This is a genomic window from Kitasatospora sp. NPDC127121 (assembly GCF_042677305.1).
Taxonomy (GTDB): domain Bacteria; phylum Actinomycetota; class Actinomycetes; order Streptomycetales; family Streptomycetaceae; genus Kitasatospora.
Genome location: NZ_JBHXTQ010000047.1, coordinates 44,658 through 63,460 on the forward strand (window position 1 = coordinate 44,658; position 18,803 = coordinate 63,460).

The 18,803-nt window shown below is 71.1% G+C and carries 16 protein-coding genes; 11 read left to right on the forward strand and 5 right to left on the reverse strand.

All coding sequences use genetic code 11. The features are described 5' to 3' along the window. Positions 1 to 120: 120 nt before the first annotated feature. From ACFVHI_RS22830 to ACFVHI_RS22875, 10 genes are all read left to right on the forward strand, one after another. Positions 121 to 1,047 carry an ABC transporter permease gene (locus ACFVHI_RS22830; protein WP_063347960.1) on the forward strand — a complete coding sequence of 309 codons (927 nt, stop codon included), beginning with the start codon at positions 121 to 123 and terminating at the stop codon, positions 1,045 to 1,047. Next, a complete protein-coding gene (locus ACFVHI_RS22835; RefSeq protein ID WP_063347959.1) occupies positions 1,040 to 1,984 on the forward strand; it encodes an ABC transporter permease in 945 nt (314 codons plus the stop codon). The genes ACFVHI_RS22830 and ACFVHI_RS22835 overlap by 8 nt, the downstream gene beginning before the upstream one ends. A 19-nt stretch (positions 1,985 to 2,003) precedes the next feature. Further along, complete coding sequence (locus ACFVHI_RS22840) at positions 2,004 to 3,056, forward strand: ABC transporter ATP-binding protein (RefSeq protein ID WP_063347958.1); 1,053 nt, start codon at positions 2,004 to 2,006, stop codon at positions 3,054 to 3,056. Further along, positions 3,049 to 4,065, forward strand: coding sequence for an ABC transporter ATP-binding protein (locus ACFVHI_RS22845; protein WP_063347957.1), 1,017 nt, complete (start codon positions 3,049 to 3,051; stop codon positions 4,063 to 4,065). The genes ACFVHI_RS22840 and ACFVHI_RS22845 overlap by 8 nt, the downstream gene beginning before the upstream one ends. A 172-nt stretch (positions 4,066 to 4,237) precedes the next feature. After that, positions 4,238 to 5,860, forward strand: a complete 1,623-nt coding sequence (locus ACFVHI_RS22850; protein WP_063347956.1) for an ABC transporter substrate-binding protein — start codon at positions 4,238 to 4,240, stop codon at positions 5,858 to 5,860. Positions 5,861 to 5,977: 117 nt separating this feature from the next. After that, positions 5,978 to 6,904 carry an ABC transporter permease gene (locus ACFVHI_RS22855; protein WP_063347955.1) on the forward strand — a complete coding sequence of 309 codons (927 nt, stop codon included), beginning with the start codon at positions 5,978 to 5,980 and terminating at the stop codon, positions 6,902 to 6,904. Positions 6,905 to 6,980: 76 nt separating this feature from the next. Further along, positions 6,981 to 7,895 (forward strand): ABC transporter permease, encoded by a 915-nt coding sequence (locus ACFVHI_RS22860; protein WP_063351165.1) that lies wholly within the window; start codon positions 6,981 to 6,983, stop codon positions 7,893 to 7,895. A 16-nt stretch (positions 7,896 to 7,911) separates the two neighbouring features. Further along, entirely contained in the window at positions 7,912 to 8,964 is a 1,053-nt protein-coding gene (locus ACFVHI_RS22865; protein WP_063347954.1) for an ABC transporter ATP-binding protein, read from the forward strand. Further along, positions 8,954 to 10,138 (forward strand): ABC transporter ATP-binding protein, encoded by a 1,185-nt coding sequence (locus tag ACFVHI_RS22870; RefSeq protein ID WP_079135646.1) that lies wholly within the window; start codon positions 8,954 to 8,956, stop codon positions 10,136 to 10,138. Before ACFVHI_RS22865 ends, ACFVHI_RS22870 begins: the two co-directional genes overlap by 11 nt. Before the next feature lie 158 nt (positions 10,139 to 10,296). Next, positions 10,297 to 11,346 (forward strand): ABC transporter ATP-binding protein, encoded by a 1,050-nt coding sequence (locus ACFVHI_RS22875; RefSeq protein WP_063347953.1) that lies wholly within the window; start codon positions 10,297 to 10,299, stop codon positions 11,344 to 11,346. 23 nt (positions 11,347 to 11,369) lie between these two features. Here ACFVHI_RS22875 and ACFVHI_RS22880 read toward each other — a convergent pair whose 3' ends face one another. The 5 genes from ACFVHI_RS22880 to ACFVHI_RS22900 all read right to left on the reverse strand — a co-directional run bounded on the left by ACFVHI_RS22880 (position 11,370) and on the right by ACFVHI_RS22900 (position 17,419). Then, positions 11,370 to 13,082 (reverse strand): ABC transporter family substrate-binding protein, encoded by a 1,713-nt coding sequence (locus tag ACFVHI_RS22880; protein WP_063347952.1) that lies wholly within the window; start codon positions 13,080 to 13,082, stop codon positions 11,370 to 11,372. Between the two features lie 133 nt (positions 13,083 to 13,215). Continuing rightward, positions 13,216 to 15,558 carry a peptidoglycan binding domain-containing protein gene (locus ACFVHI_RS22885; RefSeq protein WP_380342124.1) on the reverse strand — a complete coding sequence of 781 codons (2,343 nt, stop codon included), beginning with the start codon at positions 15,556 to 15,558 and terminating at the stop codon, positions 13,216 to 13,218. 238 nt (positions 15,559 to 15,796) lie between these two features. Next, a complete protein-coding gene (locus tag ACFVHI_RS22890) occupies positions 15,797 to 16,258 on the reverse strand; it encodes a DUF6113 family protein (RefSeq protein WP_363372543.1) in 462 nt (153 codons plus the stop codon). After that, positions 16,255 to 17,193, reverse strand: a complete 939-nt coding sequence (gene mshB / locus ACFVHI_RS22895) for an N-acetyl-1-D-myo-inositol-2-amino-2-deoxy-alpha-D-glucopyranoside deacetylase (RefSeq protein WP_380342126.1) — start codon at positions 17,191 to 17,193, stop codon at positions 16,255 to 16,257. The genes ACFVHI_RS22890 and mshB overlap by 4 nt, the downstream gene beginning before the upstream one ends. 31 nt (positions 17,194 to 17,224) lie before the next feature. Beyond that, positions 17,225 to 17,419 (reverse strand): DUF2304 family protein, encoded by a 195-nt coding sequence (locus ACFVHI_RS22900; protein ID WP_063347949.1) that lies wholly within the window; start codon positions 17,417 to 17,419, stop codon positions 17,225 to 17,227. A gap of 312 nt (positions 17,420 to 17,731) precedes the next feature. On the opposite strand from ACFVHI_RS22900, the gene ACFVHI_RS22905 reads away from it, so the two are divergent. After that, a partial coding sequence (locus tag ACFVHI_RS22905) for a DPP IV N-terminal domain-containing protein (RefSeq protein ID WP_380342129.1) occupies positions 17,732 to 18,803 on the forward strand: 1,072 nt, incomplete at its 3' end.

The following is an 18,803-nucleotide window of genomic DNA, read 5'->3' on the forward strand; positions in this document are numbered from 1 at the left end:
CGGTGACAACGGCCGGTGCCCGTCCATCCCCACAAGGGCGAGGACTGGCACCGGCCGTTGGCACGCCGACTTATCTCTGGCCGGGATGACGGGCCCGGCAGAGTCATACATGGAGGCACGATGGGGCGCTTTGTCGCGAGGCGACTGCTCCAGATGATCCCGGTCTTCTTCGGAACGACCTTGCTCATCTTTGTCATGGTGCACTTGCTGCCGGGTGACCCGGTGGCCGCGATGTGGGGCGACAAGGCGCCGGACCCGGCCCAGCTCGCCGCACTGACCCACCAGATGGGCTTCGACAAGCCGTGGTACGAGCAGTACGTCGATTACATGGGGAAACTGCTCACCGGTGACTTCGGAACCACCCTGGCCGGACGGCCGGTGCTCGATGTGATCACCGAGGCGCTGCCGGTCACGGTCCGGCTGGCGCTGCTGGCCTTCATCATCGAGATCGTGCTGGGCGTCTCTGTCGGCCTGTTCGCCGGTCTTCGCCGGGGCAAGGCGTTCGACAAGGGCACCCTGGTCATGACCCTGCTGCTGATCTCGATCCCGGTTCCGGTGCTCGGCTTCATCTTCCAGACGGTCTTCGCGGACGACCTGAAGTGGGTCACGCCGACCGTCCAGGACTCGAACGACATCACCCAGCTGATGCTGCCGGCCATCGTGCTCGGCTCGCTGTCGCTGGCGTACGTGGCGCGCCTCACCCGTACTTCCATAGCCGAGAACATCAAGGCCGACTACGTCCGCACCGCGGTGGCCAAGGGCCTGCCGCGGCGCAAGGTGATCGGCACCCACCTGCTCCGCAACTCGATGATCCCGGTGGTCACCTTCCTCGGCACCGACCTCGGCGCCCTGATGGGCGGCGCGATCGTCACCGAGGGCATCTTCAACGTCAAGGGTGTCGGTAACGCGCTCTTCCACGCGATCAACCTGAAGGAGGGCACGACCGTCTCCGGCTTCGTGGCCTTCCTGGTGCTCGTGTACCTGGCCGCCGGCCTGATCGTCGACCTGCTTTACGCGGTCCTGGACCCGAGGATCCGTTATGCCTGACCTGACCGAGAAGAAGACGGCCGAGGAGATCCCGGCCCAGCGCGCCGCCGACACCGCGGCGGCCAAGCCCGAGAAGGCCCGCAGCCTCGGCTCCGACGCCTGGCACGACCTGCGCCGCAAGCCGATCTTCGTGATCTCCGCGCTGCTGATCCTGCTGCTGATCGTCATCGCGATCGCCCCCGGGCTGTTCACTTCGGCGGACCCGCGCGCAGGCGACCTGCGCGCGCACTACCTGACGAAGCCGAACTACAGCCACTTCTTCCAGGCCGACTGGTTCGGCTACGACCTCCAGGGCCGCAGCATCTACGCCCGGGTGATCTACGGGGCCCGTGCCTCGGTCGTCGTCGGCATCTGCGTCACCGCGGGTGTGACCATCCTCGGCAGCATCACCGGCATGCTGGCCGGCTACTTCGGTGGCTGGGTCGACACGATCATCTCCCGGGTCACCGACATCTTCTTCGGCATCCCGCTGCTGCTCGGCGCCCTGGTGATCCTCAACGCCTTCACCTCGCGCACCATCTGGAGCGTGGTGTTCGCACTGGTCGCCCTGGGCTGGACCCAGATGACCCGTGTCATGCGCGGTTCGGTCATCACCATCAAGCAGGCCGACTTCGTGACGGCGGCCAAGGCGCTCGGCGCCGGCACCAGCCGGATCCTGTGGAAGCACATCCTGCCGAACGCGGTCGCCCCCGTGATCGTCGTCGCCACCATCGCGCTCGGCGGCTACATCGCCACCGAGGCGACGCTGAGCTTCCTCGGCATCGGTCTGCAGGACCCGACCATCTCCTGGGGCATCGACATCAACACCGCCCAGAAGGTGATCCGGACCGCTCCGTTCGCCCTGTTCTTCCCCGCCGGAATGCTGAGCCTCACGGTTCTGGCCTTCATCATGCTCGGCGACGCGGTGCGCGACGCCCTCGACCCGAAGCTCCGCTGAGAGAAGAGGTGACGACCCGATGACCACCGTGATCGAGAACAACAACCAGAAGAGCGGCCGACTCGAAGTTGGCACCCCGCTGCTGGAGGTCAAGAACCTCCACGTGGAGTTCCACACCCGGGACGGCATCGCGAAGGCCGTGAACGGCGTCAACTACTCCGTCGCGGCGGGCGAGACGCTCGCCGTGCTCGGAGAGTCCGGCTCCGGCAAGTCCGTGACCGCCCAGACCATCATGGGCATCCTGGACATGCCGCCCGGCAAGGTGACGCAGGGCGAGATCCTGTACCGCGGCCAGGACATGCTCAAGATGGGCAACGAGGAGCGGCGCAGGATCCGCGGCCAGAAGATCGCGATGATCTTCCAGGACGCGCTGTCCTCGCTCAACCCCGTGCTCAGCGTGGGCTACCAGCTCGGCGAGATGTTCCGGGTGCACCAGGGCGCTTCCAAGAAGGACGCCAAGGAGAAGGCCATCGAGCTGATGGACCGGGTGCGCATCCCGGCCGCCAGGCAGCGCGTCGGCGACTACCCGCACCAGTTCTCCGGCGGCATGCGCCAGCGCATCATGATCGCCATGGCGCTCTCCATGCAGCCCGACCTGATCATCGCGGACGAGCCCACCACCGCCCTGGACGTCACCGTCCAGGCCCAGGTGATGGACCTGCTCGCGGAGCTCCAGGCCGAGTACAACATGGGCCTGATCCTGATCACCCACGACCTCGGCGTGGTCGCCGACGTCGCGGACAAGATCGCCGTGATGTACGCCGGCCGGATCGTCGAGACCGCCCCGGTGCACGACCTGTACGCCAACCCGGCGCACCCGTACACCAAGGGCCTGCTCCGCTCCATCCCGCGCCTGGACCAGAAGGGCCAGGAGCTGTACGCGATCAAGGGCCTGCCCCCGAACCTGCTGAAGGTCCCGGCCGGCTGCGCGTTCAACCCCCGCTGTGACGTCGCCACCGACCTGTGCCGCACGGAGATCCCGGCGCTGCACCAGGTGGCGGACAAGGACGGCAAGGAGCTCACCGGCCGCCGCAGCGCGTGCCACCTCTGGAAGGAGACCCTCCATGGCTGAGCCCATCCTGGAGGTCAGGGACCTGGTCAAGCACTACCCGCTGAGCCAGGGCATCCTCTTCAAGAAGCAGGTCGGCGCGGTCAAGGCGGTCGACGGCATCTCCTTCGAGCTGGCGAAGGGCGAGACGCTCGGCATCGTCGGCGAGTCCGGCTGTGGCAAGTCCACGCTGGCCAAGGTGCTGATGAACCTGGAGCGGGCCACCTCCGGCCAGGTGCTGTTCAAGGGCGAGGACATCTCCAAGCTGTCCGGCCAGGCCCTCAAGGCCGTCCGCCGGAACATCCAGATGGTGTTCCAGGACCCGTACACCTCGCTGAACCCGCGCATGACGGTCGGCGACATCATCGGGGAGCCGTTCGAGATCCACCCCGAGGTGGCGCCCAAGGGCGACCGCCGCAAGGCCGTCCAGGACCTGCTGGACGTCGTGGGTCTGAACCCGGAGTACATCAACCGGTACCCGCACCAGTTCTCCGGCGGCCAGCGCCAGCGCATCGGCATCGCCCGCGGTCTCGCGCTCAAGCCCGAGATCATCATCTGCGACGAGCCGGTCTCCGCCCTGGACGTGTCCGTCCAGGCGCAGGTGATCAACCTGCTGGAGAAGCTGCAGGGCGACTTCGGCCTGTCGTACATGTTCATCGCGCACGACCTCTCCATCGTCCGGCACATCTCCGACCGCGTCGGCGTGATGTACCTCGGCAAGATGGTCGAGATCGGCACCGACGAGCAGATCTACGAGAACGCCACCCACCCGTACACCCAGGCGCTGCTCTCCGCGGTGCCGGTGCCGGACCCGACGGCGCGCGAGAACCGCGATCGGATCATCCTGACCGGTGACATCCCCTCGCCGGCCAACCCGCCGTCCGGCTGCCGCTTCCGCACCCGCTGCTGGAAGGCGGAGGACCGCTGCGCCGAGGAGATCCCGCTGCTCGCGGTGCCCTCGGTGCTGAAGGGCCCGGCCGCGCACGACTCGGCCTGTCACTTCGCCGAGGTCCGGGAGCCGGCCGCCGCCTGACTCCCCGTGGCATCCCCGGAAGGGCCCGTGGCTTCGCGCCGCGGGCCCTTCCGTCGTTCCGTCAACTCACGGGGCGCTCAACGCACCCGTCCGGGTGCATTCGACTCGCGCCGTCGACCGGGCGCGCTTCTCATGGGGTGTGATGCGACACACACCACGAGGAGGGACCACCATGCCCGTAGCCGCCCGTGCTCGCTGGGTCCTCGCCGCTGCGACATCCGTGGCCCTGGTGGCCACCGGGTGCAGCGGCGGCGGCGCAAGCAGCAACAGCTCGCCGGACAGCAGCAAGAGCTTCAGCTACCAGAGCAGTGAGCCGCAGAACCCGCTGCAGCCCGCCAACGCGAACGAGGTCGGCGGTGGTCGCATCATCCAGAACCTCTTCAAGGGGCTGGTCGACTACGACCCCGCCACCGCCAAGATCCGGATGCAGGTCGCCGACAAGATCGACACCAGTGACTCCCAGACCTTCGACGTCACGCTGAAGGACGGCTGGAAGTTCCACGACGGCACGCCGGTGCACGCCAAGAACTTCGTGGACTCCTGGAACTGGAGCGCGACCACCAGCAACAACCAGATCAACAGCTCCTGGTTCTCCGACATCGAGGGCTACCAGAACGTCCACCCCGTCAGCGGCCAGCCGACCGCGACCAAGATGTCCGGCCTGACCGTGGTCGACGACCTGCACTTCACCGTCAAGCTCAGCAACAAGGTCTCGTACTTCGAGTACAAGCTCGGCTACATCGCCTTCTCCCCGCTGCCGGACGCCTTCTTCAACGACCCGACCGGGTACGGGCAGAAGCCGGTGGGCAACGGCCCCTACCAGTTCGTCAGTTGGAACCACAACTCCGAGGTCGTCACCAAGGCCTTCCCGGACTACCAGGGCGTCGACAAGCCGAAGAACGGCGGCATCGTCTTCAAGATGTACACCACGTCCGAGGCCGCCTACGCCGACCTCCAGTCCAGCAACCTGGACGTGATGGACCAGGTGCCGCCGTCCGCGCTGGCGACGTACAAGAGCGACCTCGGCGACCGGGCGATCGACGCCCCGCAGGGCGCCATCCAGAACATCGGCTTCACCCTCTACCAGGCCGACTGGGCCGCGCCCGACAAGGCCAAGGTGCGCCAGGGCCTGTCCATGGCGATCGACCGCGACACCATCACCAAGACGGTGCTGCAGAACTCCCGCAAGCCGGCCACCGCCTGGGTGGCCGAGGGCGTCGAGGGCTACAAGGACGGCGCCTGCGGCGACTTCTGCAAGTTCGATCCGGCGAAGGCCAAGCAGCTGATCAGCGACGGCGGCGGCGTCCCCGGCAACAAGCTGCTGATCACCTACAACTCCGACGGCGGCCACAAGGAGTGGGTCGACGCGGTCTGCAACTCGATCCGGCAGAGCACCGGCGTCGAGTGCCTCGGCGACCCGAAGCCCGACTTCAAGACCGCGCGCGCCGCGATCACCGGGCACCAGGTCAACGGCGCCTTCCGCACCGGCTGGGTGCAGGACTACCCGCTGAACGCCAACTTCCTGTCCGACGTGTACCGCACCGGCGCCGCGTCCAACGACTTCGGCTACAGCAACCCGCAGTTCGACCAGGCGGCCACCAAGGCCGACGAGGCCGCCAGCGTCGCCGACACGGTGACCGGCTACCAGCAGGCCGAGGCGGTGCTGCCGAGCGGGATGCCGGCCATCCCGCTCTGGTACTACCGCACCAACTCGGGTTACTCGACCAAGGTGCAGAACGTGAAGTTCGACTCCTTCGGCAACCCGGCCTGGACCCAGGTCGAGGTCAAGGGCTGATCCCCCGACCCCTCGCGCCGGCCCCGCCCTTCCCGCACGGAGGGCGGGGCCCGGCCCTCCCGGCCGACCGTCCCCGGCCGGCCGTGCACCCAGGGCACGTCTAGGAAGGAGGCTCGGATGGGCAGTTACGTGCTGCGGCGGGTGCTGCAGATGATCCCGGTGTTCTTTGGCACCACGCTGCTGATCTTCCTGATGGTCTACACGCTGCCGGGCGACCCGGTGTCGGCGCTGTTCGGCGAGAAGGCCGCCGACCCGGCCATCGTGGCCAGCATCAAGCACAAGTACTTCCTGGACCAGCCGGTCTGGAAGCAGTACCTGCACTACATGGGGAACCTCTTCCAGGGGGACTTCGGGACGAGCTTCACCGGCCGTCCCGTCTCCGAGATCATGGCGACCGCCTTCCCGGTCACCATCCGGCTCGCGCTGATGGCCTTCGTCTTCGAAGTGGTCCTCGGCCTCGCCCTCGGCATGGCCTCCGGCCTCCGGCGCGGCAGCATCCAGGACACCCTGGTGCTGATCCTCACCCTGGTGGTGATCTCGATCCCGGTCTTCGTGCTGGCCTACATCGCGCAGACGATCTTCGCCACCAACCTCGGCTGGGTCACCCCGACGGTGCAGGACTCCACCGACCTCTCCCAGCTGATCCTGCCCGCGATCGTGCTGGGCTCGCTCTCGCTCGCGTACGTCGCCCGGCTCACCCGGACGTCCATCGGCGAGAACCTGCGGGCCGACTACATCCGCACGGCGGTCGCCAAGGGCCTGCCCCGGCGGACCGTCATCTCCCGCCACCTGCTGCGCAACTCGCTGATCCCGGTGGTCACCTTCCTCGGCACCGACCTCGGCGCCCTGATGGGCGGGGCGATCGTCACCGAGGGCATCTTCAACGTGCAGGGCGTCGGCAACGTCCTGTACCGGGCGATCAACCAGAAGGAAGGCCCCACCGTGGTCGGCATCGTGACCGTCCTGGTGATCGTCTACCTCGTCGCCAGCCTGCTCGTCGACCTGCTCTACGCGGTCCTGGACCCGAGGATCCGCTATGCCTGACATCCACGACGAGAACTCCTACGAGCCGCACCCCAAGCCCGGGGTCTCACACCTCGACTACGCCGGGGAGCAGGGCATGGCGGTCGAGCAGGAGACCCTGGTCGAGCCCGACCCGGCCAAGCGGGAGGAGGCCCGCAGCCTCTGGGGCGACGCCTGGCGGGACCTGCGCCGGCGGCCGATCTTCCTGATCTCCGCCGTGCTGATCCTGCTGCTGGTCGTCATGGCGATCTTCCCCTGGGCGTTCACCGACGCCGACCCGCGCAAGGCCGACCTGATCCACGACTACCTCAGACGGCCGGACTGGACGGACTTCTTCGGCGCCGGCTGGTTCGGCTACGACGGGCAGGGCCGGTCGATCTACGCCCGGGTGGTGTACGGCGCCCGGGCCTCGATCACCGTCGGCATCTGCGTGACCCTGGCGGTCACCGTGCTCGGCGGACTGGCCGGCATGGTCGCCGGCTATTTTGGCGGCGCCGTCGACGCGGTGATCTCCCGGATCACCGACATCTTCTTCGGCCTCCCGCTGCTGCTCGGCGCCCTGGTGCTGCTGAACGCCTTCACCACCCGCACGGTGTGGAGCGTGGTCATCGCGCTGGCCTTCCTCGGCTGGACCCAGATCGCCCGCGTCATGCGCGGCGCCGTGCTGACCGTCAAACAGTCCGACTACGTGGTGGCCGGCCGGGCGCTCGGCGCCGGGACGGGGCGGCTGATGTTCCGGCACATCCTGCCGAACGCCATCGCCCCCGTGATCGTCGTCGCCACCATCGCGCTCGGCGGCTACATCGCCACCGAGGCGACGCTGAGCTTCCTCGGCATCGGTCTGCAGGACCCGACCATCTCCTGGGGCATCGACATCTCCTCCGCCCAGAAGGTGATCCGGACGGCGCCGTACGTGCTGTTCTTCCCGGCGGTGGCGCTCTCCGTCACCGTGCTGGCCTTCATCATGCTGGGCGACGCGGTGCGCGACGCCCTCGACCCGAAGCTTCGCTGAGCGAGGGGAGCGCAACGTGAGTACAGCCGTGGACGCCACCAGGTCCGAGCGGGCCGCGTCGTACGAGGGGCCGCTGCTCGACGTCCGCGACCTGCACGTCGAGTTCGTCACCCGGGACGGCGTGGCCAAGGCGGTCAACGGGGTCGACTACAGCGTCCGGGCGGGGGAGACGCTCGCGGTGCTGGGCGAGTCCGGTTCGGGCAAGTCGGTGACCGCGCAGGCGATCATGGGCATCCTGGACATGCCGCCGGCCCGGATCCCGCGCGGGGAGATCCGCTTCCGCGGCCGGGACATGCTGAAGATGGGCAACGAGGAGCGGCGCAGGATCCGCGGCCAGAAGATCGCGATGATCTTCCAGGACGCGCTGTCCTCGCTCAACCCCGTGCTGACGGTGGGCTTCCAGCTCGGCGAGATGTTCCGGGCCCACCGGGGGGCGTCCCGCAAGGAGGCCAAGGAGAAGGCCGTCGAGCTGATGGAGCGGGTGCGCATCCCGGCGGCCAAGCAGCGGGTGAACGACTACCCGCACCAGTTCTCCGGCGGCATGCGCCAGCGCATCATGATCGCCATGGCGCTGGCCCTGGAACCGGACCTGATCATCGCGGACGAGCCCACCACCGCGCTGGACGTCACCGTGCAGGCCCAGGTGATGGACCTGCTCGCGGAGCTCCAGGCGGAGTTCCACATGGGCCTGATCCTGATCACCCACGACCTCGGCGTGGTCGCCGACGTCGCCGACAAGATCGCCGTGATGTACGCCGGCCGGATCGTCGAGACCGCCCCGGTGCACGACCTGTACGCGCGCCCCGCGCACCCGTACACCCGCGGCCTGCTGGACTCCATCCCGCGGCTGGACCAGAAGGGCCAGGAGCTCTACGCCATCAAGGGCCTGCCGCCCAACCTGCTGCGGATCCCCCAGGGCTGCGCCTTCAACCCGCGCTGCCCGCGGGCGCAGGACCGCTGCCGGGCCGAGGTGCCGGAGCTGTACCCGGTCGCCGAGGACGACGGCGCCCCGCTGGCCGGGCGGGGCAGCGCCTGCTTCTTCTGGAAGGAGACCCTCCATGGCCGCTAACGGGTCCAGCGCACTGGGCGCCGCGGTGCCGGAGAAGGACGCCTTCGCCCAGGAGGTGCCGCGCGGCGAGCCGATCCTCGAAGTCCGGGACCTGGTCAAGCACTTCCCGCTGACCAAGGGCGTGCTGTTCAGGAAGCAGGTCGGCGCCGTGAAGGCCGTCGACGGGGTCTCCTTCGACCTGAGGCAGGGCGAGACGCTGGGCGTCGTCGGCGAGTCCGGCTGCGGCAAGTCCACGCTGGCCAAGGTGCTGATGAACCTGGAGCCGGCCACCGGGGGATCGGTCCGCTACAAGGGAGAGGAGATCTCCCGGCTGTCCGGGGCGGCGCTGAAGGCCGTCCGCCGCAACATCCAGATGGTGTTCCAGGACCCGTACACCTCGCTGAACCCGCGCATGACGGTCGGCGACATCATCGGGGAGCCGTTCGAGATCCACCCCGAGGTGGCGCCCAAGGGCGACCGCCGCAAGGCCGTCCAGGACCTGCTGGACGTGGTCGGGCTCAACCCGGAGTACATCAACCGCTACCCGCACCAGTTCTCCGGCGGGCAACGCCAACGCATCGGCATCGCCCGCGGTCTCGCGCTCAAGCCCGAGATCATCATCTGCGACGAGCCGGTCTCCGCGCTGGACGTGTCCGTCCAGGCGCAGGTGATCAACCTGCTGGACAAGCTGCAGGGCGAGTTCAACCTCTCGTACATGTTCATCGCGCACGACCTCTCCATCGTCCGGCACATCTCCGACCGCGTAGGCGTGATGTACCTCGGCAAGATGGTCGAGATCGGCAGCGATGCCGAGATCTACGACCACGCCACCCACCCGTACACCCAGGCGCTGCTCTCCGCCGTCCCCGTGCCGGACCCGACGGCCCGGGAGTCGCGGGACCGGATCGTGCTCACCGGGGACGTGCCCTCGCCGGCCAACCCGCCGTCCGGCTGCCGCTTCCGCACCCGCTGCTGGAAGGCGCAGGACCGCTGCGCGGCCGAGATCCCGCTGCTCGCCTCGCCGTCCTGGCTGGGCGGGGCGGCCCGGCACGACTCGGCGTGTCACTTCGCTGCGGAGCGCGAGATTGGGCAGAGTGCGGCGGAGCGCGAGATCGGGCAGGGCGCGGCGGAGCGCGAGGTCGGGCAGGGCGCTGCGGAGCGCGAGGCTGGGCAGGGGGATGCCGGGCCCGGTTAGCGGCTCGCGGGATCCAGGGCGCGCCCCCGCACCGGGGGTGCGCCCTTTCTTGTGATGGAAAAGAGACGTGCCGCGCAATTCCGCAAGTGGGGTCGGGTCGTTGATAGTTGCTCTGCGCGTATAGGTGCTCGCTGCCGCGCTGGGGGAGGGCTGCTCGGATGGACATGGTGGAGGTGATCGGCGGCGGTCGGGAGGACCTGGTGCCCGGGACCCCGCTGCTGGAGGTCGACGACCTGCACGTCGAGTTCCGTACCCGGGACGGCGTGGCCAGGGCCGTCAACGGGGTGAGCTACTCGGTGTCGGCCGGGGAGACGCTGGCGGTGCTGGGCGAGTCCGGTTCGGGCAAGTCGGTGACCGCGCAGGCGATCATGGGCATCCTGGACGTGCCGCCCGGGCGGATCACCGGCGGGCGGATCCTCTACCGCGGCGAGGACCTGCTGACCATGGGCTCCAAGGCCCGGCGGTTCGTCCGGGGCCAGAAGATCGCGATGATCTTCCAGGACGCGCTGTCCTCGCTCAACCCGGTGCTCAGCGTGGGCTACCAGCTCGGCGAGATGTTCCAGGTGCACCGCGGCGCCAGCCGCAAGGAGGCCAGGGAGAGGGCCATCGAGCTGATGGACCGGGTGCGGATCCCGGCGGCCAGGCAGCGCGTCGGCGACTACCCGCACCAGTTCTCCGGCGGCATGCGCCAGCGCATCATGATCGCCATGGCGCTCTCCATGGAGCCGGACCTGATCATCGCGGACGAGCCGACCACCGCGCTGGACGTCACCGTGCAGGCCCAGGTGATGGACCTGCTGGCCGAGTTGCAGCACGAGTTCCACATGGGGCTGATCCTGATCACCCACGACCTCGGCGTGGTCGCCGACGTCGCGGACACGATCGCGGTGATGTACGCGGGCCGGATCGTCGAGACGGCCCCGGTGCGCGACCTGTACGCGCGCCCCGCCCACCCGTACACCCGGGGCCTGCTCGACTCGATCCCCCGGCTGGACCAGAAGGGGCAGAACCTCCACGCCATCAAGGGCCTGCCGCCCAGCCTCCTGGAGGTCCCGCAGGGCTGCGCGTTCAACCCGCGCTGCAACCGGGTGCAGGACCGCTGCCTGAGCGAACTCCCGCCGCTGGTACCGGTGGTGGACGCCGAGGGCGCCGAACTGCCGGGCCGTCGCAGCGCCTGCCACTTCTGGCGGGAGACCCTGCACGGCTGAGGGCGCCGGGGCGTCGCCGCCGCCTACCGCTCGAAGCCGACGTTCTCCCAGACGATGTCGGACAGCCCCTGGGCGCCGATGTTGGCGAGGTTGGCGCGGGCGCCGTACAGCTGCGGGCGCTGGTAGAGCGGCAGCACGCCGGCCACCTTCCACAGCTCGCCGTCGGCCTGGTTGATCGCCTCGGAGGCGGTGGCCGCGTCGGGTGCGGCGGCGGCCCGGTCGAGGGCGGCGTCCACCGCCGGGCTGCCCGCGCCGACGTGGTTGGTGCCGCCGTTCTGGACGAAGTCGGCGCGGTTGCCGCTGGCCGGGAAGGGCGTGCCGAGCAGCGAATAGGCGGTGATGTCGAAGTCGCCGCGGTTGACGTACTTGTCGAAGAACTCGTTGGCGGCGGCGGTGACCGTGGTGACCTTGATGCCGATGTCCTTGAGCGTCCTGGTGGCGCTGTCGGCCTCGCTCTGCGCCTGGGTGACGCCGGCCGGGATGACCATCCGCAGGTTCAGCTCGCGGCCGTTGCGCTTGCGGACGTCGCCGTCGAGCCGCCAGCCGGCCGCGTCCAGCTTGCGGGCGGCCTCGGCGGGGTCGTAGCGGCTGAGGCCGAGGGAGTTGTCCCGGTAGGCGTTCTGGTTGGCGACCAGCAGGTGGTTGTTGAGCGGGGCGGCGGGCCAGTCCAGGCCGTTCAGGTCGGAGCGGATGACGGCGTCCCGGTTGATGGCCTGGAAGATGGCCTGGCGGACGGTCGCGTCGCTGAGCGCCGGGGTGCGGGCGTTGAGGGTGAGCTGGCGGAAGTCGGGCCCGCCGGCCCGGCGGACGGCGGCGCCCTTGGTGCTCTTGATGGTCTGGTAGCCGGCGACGTCCGGGCCGTTGTTGAAGAGGTCGATCTCGCCCTTGGCGAAGGCGGGGGCCATGGCGTTGGGCAGCATGGCGTGGAAGACGATCCGGTCCAGCATCGGCTTGTCGCCCCACCAGGCGGGGTCGGCGACCAGGGTGATGGTCTGGGCGGCGCGGTCCAGCCGTTCGACCTTGAACGGGCCGGCGGTGACCGGGATCGCGTCCAGGTAGGCGGAGTTGAACAGCTCCGGGGTGGCGAGCCGGCTCGCGGGCAGCAGCGGGGCGTTGGCGGCGCCGTTGAACATCGACTGCCACTCGGAGAACGGCCGGTCGAAGGTCATCACCGCCTGGAAGTCGTCCTTGCCCCGCTCGACCGAGGAGACCTGTTCGAAGCCGGTGTTGCTGGCGGGCCGGTAGGCCGGGTCCTTCCCGTTCAGCGCGCGCCAGTTGGCTTCGAGGTCGCGCCAGGTGATCGGGGTGCCGTCGGACCAGTGGGCCTTCGGGTTGAGCGTCCAGACGACGACCTGCCGGCCGTCCCGCAGCTCCGCGTGGGCGTCTTGCAGGTAGGCCGGGTTGACGGTCTGGGTGCCGGCCGCGTCGGAGCGGAAGAAGGTCGGCAGCAGCGGCTTGCTGACGCTGATCGTCGAGGACTCGCTGCCGTCGGTCTGGATCGGCGACCACTGGCGGGAGAACTGGGCGATCGCCAGGTGCAGGGTGCCGCCCTGGCGCAGCTGGGAGCGCTCGCGCGGGTTGACGTCGATCGAGGTGAGCTTGGGGGCCCCGGTGGCGGACGGCCCGTCCGCGGCGGCGCCGCCCTGGCCGGAGGCGCACGAACAGAGCGTCAGTGAGAGCGACAGGGCGGTGAGACCGGCGAGCAGGGCCGTCCGGTGCTGGAGGCGGCGGCTCATCGGCGTGCTCCCCGAGGTGGCTGTGGCGGAAGGTGTGGCGGAAGGTGTGGCGTCACATCTTGCTGACCGGGAGGGGGAGTTGTCGAGGGGCGGGCCGGATGCCGGCCCGCCCCCCGATCGGTGCGGTCGTTGCTCAGGCGACGGTGAACTTGAAGGTGCGGTCCTTCTCGCCGGTCTTGTCGAGCAGCGAGGTGACGGCGTCCGCGACGTCCTGCGGGGTGATCGCGGCGGTCTGGCCGTTCTTCTTGACCTTCACCTTGTCGAACACGCTGCCCAGCTGGCCGTTCAGCGCGTCGAGGTCCCACTTGGGCACGATCTTGCCGGAGGCGTCCGGGACGAGCGTGAGCGTCTTGGCGGCGACCACCTTGCCGAAGATCCACTTCTTGGTGCCGGCCAGGACGTACACGTTGCCGTTGAGCGCGGACTTGCCGAGGCTGTCCGCGGCGGCTTGCAGGGCCTGCGGGGAGACCTTGGGCTGGGCGGCCGTGACGGCGAGCGCGATCGGCTGGTCGGGCTTGCCGGCGGCGCGGTCGCGGTAGGCCTGCTCGACCACGTCGAGGGCGCTCGCCGAGTCGACGGCCTGGCCGGCCCGGCCGGGCACCACGACCGGGTCGCCGTTCTCGGCGAACTTGACGTAGCCCTCCTGAAGGCCCTGGCCCGAGCCGGAGGCCAGGGTGTCCAGGGCGGCCTTGAGCTTGGCCCGGTCCACCTTGACGTCCGGTGCGACCGCCTTGGTGCCGCCCTTCAGCGACTTGATGACGTCGACCGGGCTGTAGCTGTGCTGGGCGAGGCCGTCCACGGTGCCCGTGGTGTCGAAGCTCAGCCCGGCGACGGTCGGGTCGAGGTTCAGCGCCTGGTCGCCGACCTTCAGCTTGAGCGGCTGCTGGCCGGTCTTGCCGACGGTCTCGTCGAGCTGGTGGATCGCCTGGTCGCGGCTGTTGCCGCCGATGTCGGTGCCGAGCACCACGGTGCCCTTGGGGATGTCGGACTGGTTGAGCATCAGACCGGTGCCGTACGCGGCGGCGCCGAGGAACAGCACGAAGCCGACGCCGTACACGCCCAGCTTGACCAGCTTCTTGCCGGCGCTGGCCTTCGGCTTGGCCTTGCCCTTGCCCTTGGCGGGCGCGGGCGCGGGCGCGGACTCGGTCTTGGCCGGCTGCGGTGCGGGCCGGGGGCCCGGGGCGGGGGTCGGCAGCGGGGTGAGCTCGGTGGCCTCCGGGTCCGGTCCGGGCTGCTGCTGCGGGTGCCCGGGGGCGCCGGGGAAGAGCCCGCCGGGGGCCGGGTGGGCGAAGGCGTCCTGGCCCGGCCCGGCGGGGCGCTGGGCGGCGAACGGGTCGGCACCGGCCGGGGCCGAGGCGAACAGGCCGGGCTGCGGGCGGGCTTCGCCGCCGTGCGCGGCGCCGTTCTGCGGCAGGCCCGGTATGGCGGCGGGCGGCGGGGTGCCCTCGCGGATCGGCTCGAAGCCGTCGACCGAGGTGTCCTCCGGGTCCGTCGCGCCGGTCGCCGGGCCCTGCGGGCGGGCGCCCGGGCGCGGGCCCTGCTGCGGCCGTCCGTCGGGCTGCCGGCCGTTGCGCTGCCTGCCGTTCTGCTGGCCGCCGTTCTGCTGGCCGCCGTTCTGCTGGGCGCCCTGCTGCGGGCGGTCGTCGCGCCGGCCGCGGGCTCCGGCCGTGGGCGCCATCGGGGCGAACGGGTCGGCGGTGGGCGGCGCGAAGGGGGAGGCGGCCTCGTACACGCCGGGCTCCTCCGCCGGGGCCTGCGCACCGGGGCCGGCCCCGAACGGCGCGGCGGGCGAGCCGTTCGGGGCCGGGTTCGGGGCCTGGGCGGGCACCGGTCGGCCGTTCGGACGGGCCGCGCCCTGGGCGGGGCGGGCACCGTTCGGGCGGGCGCCGGGGGCCGGGGCGGCCGTCGGCCGGGGCTCGGCGGCGGCGGGCGCGGCCGAGGCCTCCGGCGCGCCAGGGGTGTTCGGGGCACCGGCCGGTACGGCGGTCGGCGCCGGCTCGGCCTTCTTCTGCCGCGGCCGGAACCAGGCGCCGGTGGACTCGGCCTCGGACGTCGCCGGCGGGATCGGCGGGACCTGCCACTCCGGCGGCAGCTCCGGCGGGGTGGCCGTGCGGGCGCCGCCCTCCATCACCCCGAGGACGGGGGAGGAAGGCGCGGACCGGTGCCGCGGGCCGCCCGGCTCGGGGGCGGCCGCCGGGGCCTCTTCGCCCGGGCCGTCCTCGTTCTTGACGGTGCTGCGGACCACGACCGGCGGGATCGGACGCGACCCGGGGATGTTGATCCGGACCCGGGTCGTCAGGGTGGTCTCGGTCTTCGGGCCGTCGTCCTCGCCGCCCGACGCGGCGCCCTGGGCGGCACCGGCCCGGTCGCCGCCCGGGAGTCCCGGTGTGCCGTAGGGCGGGGTGCCCGACGGGTAGGCGTCCGGACCCGTACGCCGGGGCGTCGGGTGGGCGTTGTCAGATTCGCGGCTGCTCAATGCTGCTCTGCTCCGGGTTCGCGGGCGGGCCGTGCGGCGCGACCGCGGTTCGTGGTCGCCGGGCCTGGGCGGGCGGCGGTCGGGTACGGCGTTCTGCGGGACCACCATACTGGGAAGAACAGAGCGACGAACGGCTTCGGACAGATCCTGATACGTCCGGTTCCTCCGGTATGAGAGTACGGCCGTGCGCTCCTGACTGCGCGTCGTGCGCGGTGCCGTACGTGCCCCGCGGGCGGGTTCAGCGCGGCGGGCCGGGCACGCCCGGGAACCAGCCGCTACGGGTCGGCAGGGTGGCGCAGATCACGCCCAGGACCGAGCCGCCGAACAGCCAGCCGAGCGAGGTGGCGTTGGACCACAGCACGTTGTCGCCCTCCGGCCGGGGCACGATCACCAGCAGCATCGCCATGAACCAGCCGGCCGCGGGCAGCGCCGCGCCCAGCCGGGTGCCGGTGACCCGCAGGCCGCCGTAGAAGGTGGCGCCGGTCGCGGCGAGCGCCAGCAGGACCCCCACGGGCGGCCACAAGGCCTGCACAAAGGATCCGCAGACCGACACCGCGACACCCAGCAGGAAGAACAGGGCGTAGGCCGTGATCCGGGCGCCGCGCGGGGGCTGAGGCTCGGCCAGCCGCTCCTCGCGGGTGCCGAGGACGGCCGCCGGGAACGAGCGGCGCGGCGGCCGGGCGGCGGCGGGCTCGGTCATCGGACGCTCTCCTCGGCGGTGGCGGTGGCGGTGGCGGTGGCGGGCAGCGGGTCGGCGGCGGGCGACAGGCCGGCGAACAGGTCGTCCTCGGGCCGCTCCGGCCCGGCCTGGCCGCGTACCAGCTGGTAGTACTCGGTGGTGACCAGCGGCTGGCCGAGGTCGTTGGAGAGCGCGAAGAAGGCGCCGTCCACGGTGATCTGAGTGGCGTGCGCGGCCATCGCGGCGGCCTTGCGCCCGGCGTAGGCGGAGCCGTCCAGCACGGTGGTGACCACCTCGTCGGCCACCACCCCGGGAACGTCGGCCGGCCGGGCCGTCCCGGGGAAGGGCGCCCGGGCGGCGGTCTCGGCGAGCCCGGCCTCGATCACCGAGCGGGGCATCCGGTTCCAGTAGACCTTGGCGATCCGCCAGGCCGGGCCCAGCTCCGGGCGGTGCGCCGGATCGGCCGCCAGCTCGTACGCGCGCATCGCGACCCGGTGCGCCTGGATGTGGTCCGGGTGCCCGTAGCCGCCGTTCTCGTCGTAGGTGACCAGCACCTGCGGCCGGACCTCGCGGACCACCGCGACCAGGTGGCCGGCCGCCTCGTCGACGTCGGCCTGCCAGAAGCAGCCGGGCACGTCGTTGTCGGGCAGGCCCATCATCCCGGAGTCGCGGTAGCGGCCCGGGCCGCCGAGGAAGCGGAGGTCGGTGACGCCGAGCGCGCGCATGGCCGCGGTCAGCTCGCCGATCCGGTACGCGCCGAGGGTTCCTTCCCGATCGGCCGTCAGATGGGCCAGCCCGGGCGGGATCACCTCGCCGCCCTCGCCGAGGGTGCAGGTCACCAGGGTGACCTGGGCGCCCTCGGCGGCGTACCGGGCCATGGTGGCGCCGTTGCCGATCGACTCGTCGTCGGGGTGGGCGTGCACCAGGAGCAGGCGGCGGCCGGTAGTCGCGGTCATGGGAGGAAGCCTAACGACCGCCGTGGCGGGGTCAGAGCTTCAGGCCGTTGATCATCCCGGCGAGGTTGCTGGTGACCTGGCTGATCGACGGCGCGATCGAGCTGGACGCCAGGTAGAAGCCGAGCAGCGCGCAGATGATCGCGTGCGCGAGCTTCAGCCCGGAGCGGCGGATCAGCACCACCACGATGACCAGCATCAGCATGGCTGCGGAGACGGACAAAGCCATGTCGGCTCACACCCCTTCTCGGGTGCGCCACCCCCTGGGGAGGGTGACGGTGGGACCGTACGGGACTTGCGGTCGGGCGACCGGGGCCGGGACGGGCCCGACGATCACCCGCCCGACCAGTCATACCCGATGGGTAAGGGGAGCATTACATTCGGTGAGTCTCCACGCGCCGGGGTACGGAGGCACTCGTGGGGCGCATGGGCCGGTCGGAGGGGGTATGGGCGCCTTTGGGGCGCACTCGGGAACGATGCTCCGAACGAGTGATCACCATGCGCCCGGCAGCGGGAGTACGGCATCGTAGGGTCTGGTGCCATGACCTCCCACACCCCTGCGGACACCTTCCCCCGGCAGTACGCGCGGACCCTGCGCTACACCGTCGGCGCGCCCCGCTCCTTCTCCGTCGCACCGGACGGCTCGCGGGTCGTCTTCCTGCGCTCCCGGTCGGGCGGCGACCGGGCCAACCTGCTCTGGACCCTCGACACCGCCACCGGCGAGGAGCGGATCGCCGCCGACCCGGCCGTGCTGCTCGGCGGCGGCGAGGAGGACCTCTCGCCCGCCGAGAAGGCCCGCCGCGAGCGCAGCCGCGAAGGCTCGGCCGGCATCGTCGGCTACGCCCTGGACGCGGCCGGCCGACTGGCCGCCTTCGCCCTCTCCGGCCGGCTGTTCACCGCCGACCTGGCCACCGGCGCCACCGCCGAACTGCCCGCCCAGGGCCCGCTACTGGACCCGCGGGTCTCCCCGGACGGCAGCCACGTCGCCTACGCCAACACCGCCGGCGAACTGCGCCTCACCCGCGCCGACGGCACCGCCGACCGGGTGCTCGCCGAGCCCGACGGCCCGAACGTCACCTGGGGGCAGGCCGAGTTCATCGCCCAGGAGGAGATGAGCCGCGACCGGGGCTTCTGGTGGTCCCCCGACGGCGACCGGCTGCTGGTCGAGCGCGCCGACGACACCCCGGTGCGCCGCTGGTGGATCGCCGACCCGGCCAACCCGCAGCGCGAGCCCGCCGAGGTCGCCTACCCGGCCGCCGGCACCGCCGACGCCGAGGTCGGCCTCTGGGTGCTCGACCTGGACGGCGGCCGCACCGAGGTGGTCTGGGACCGCACGGCCTACCCGTACCTCGCCCGGGTGCACTGGTCCGCGGGCGGCGTGCCGCTGCTGCTCGTCCAGGCCCGCGACCAGCGCAGCCAGCTGATCCTCGGCCTCGACGTGGCCACCGGCGCCACCGAGGTGCTGTTCGAGGAGCGCGACGACGTCTGGCTGGAGCTGTTCCAGGGCGTCCCGTCCTGGACCCCGGACGGCAAGCTGGTCCGGATCTCCGACGAGGGCGGCGTGCGGGCGCTGGTGATCGGCGACCAGGCCGTCACCGGGGCCGACCTGCACC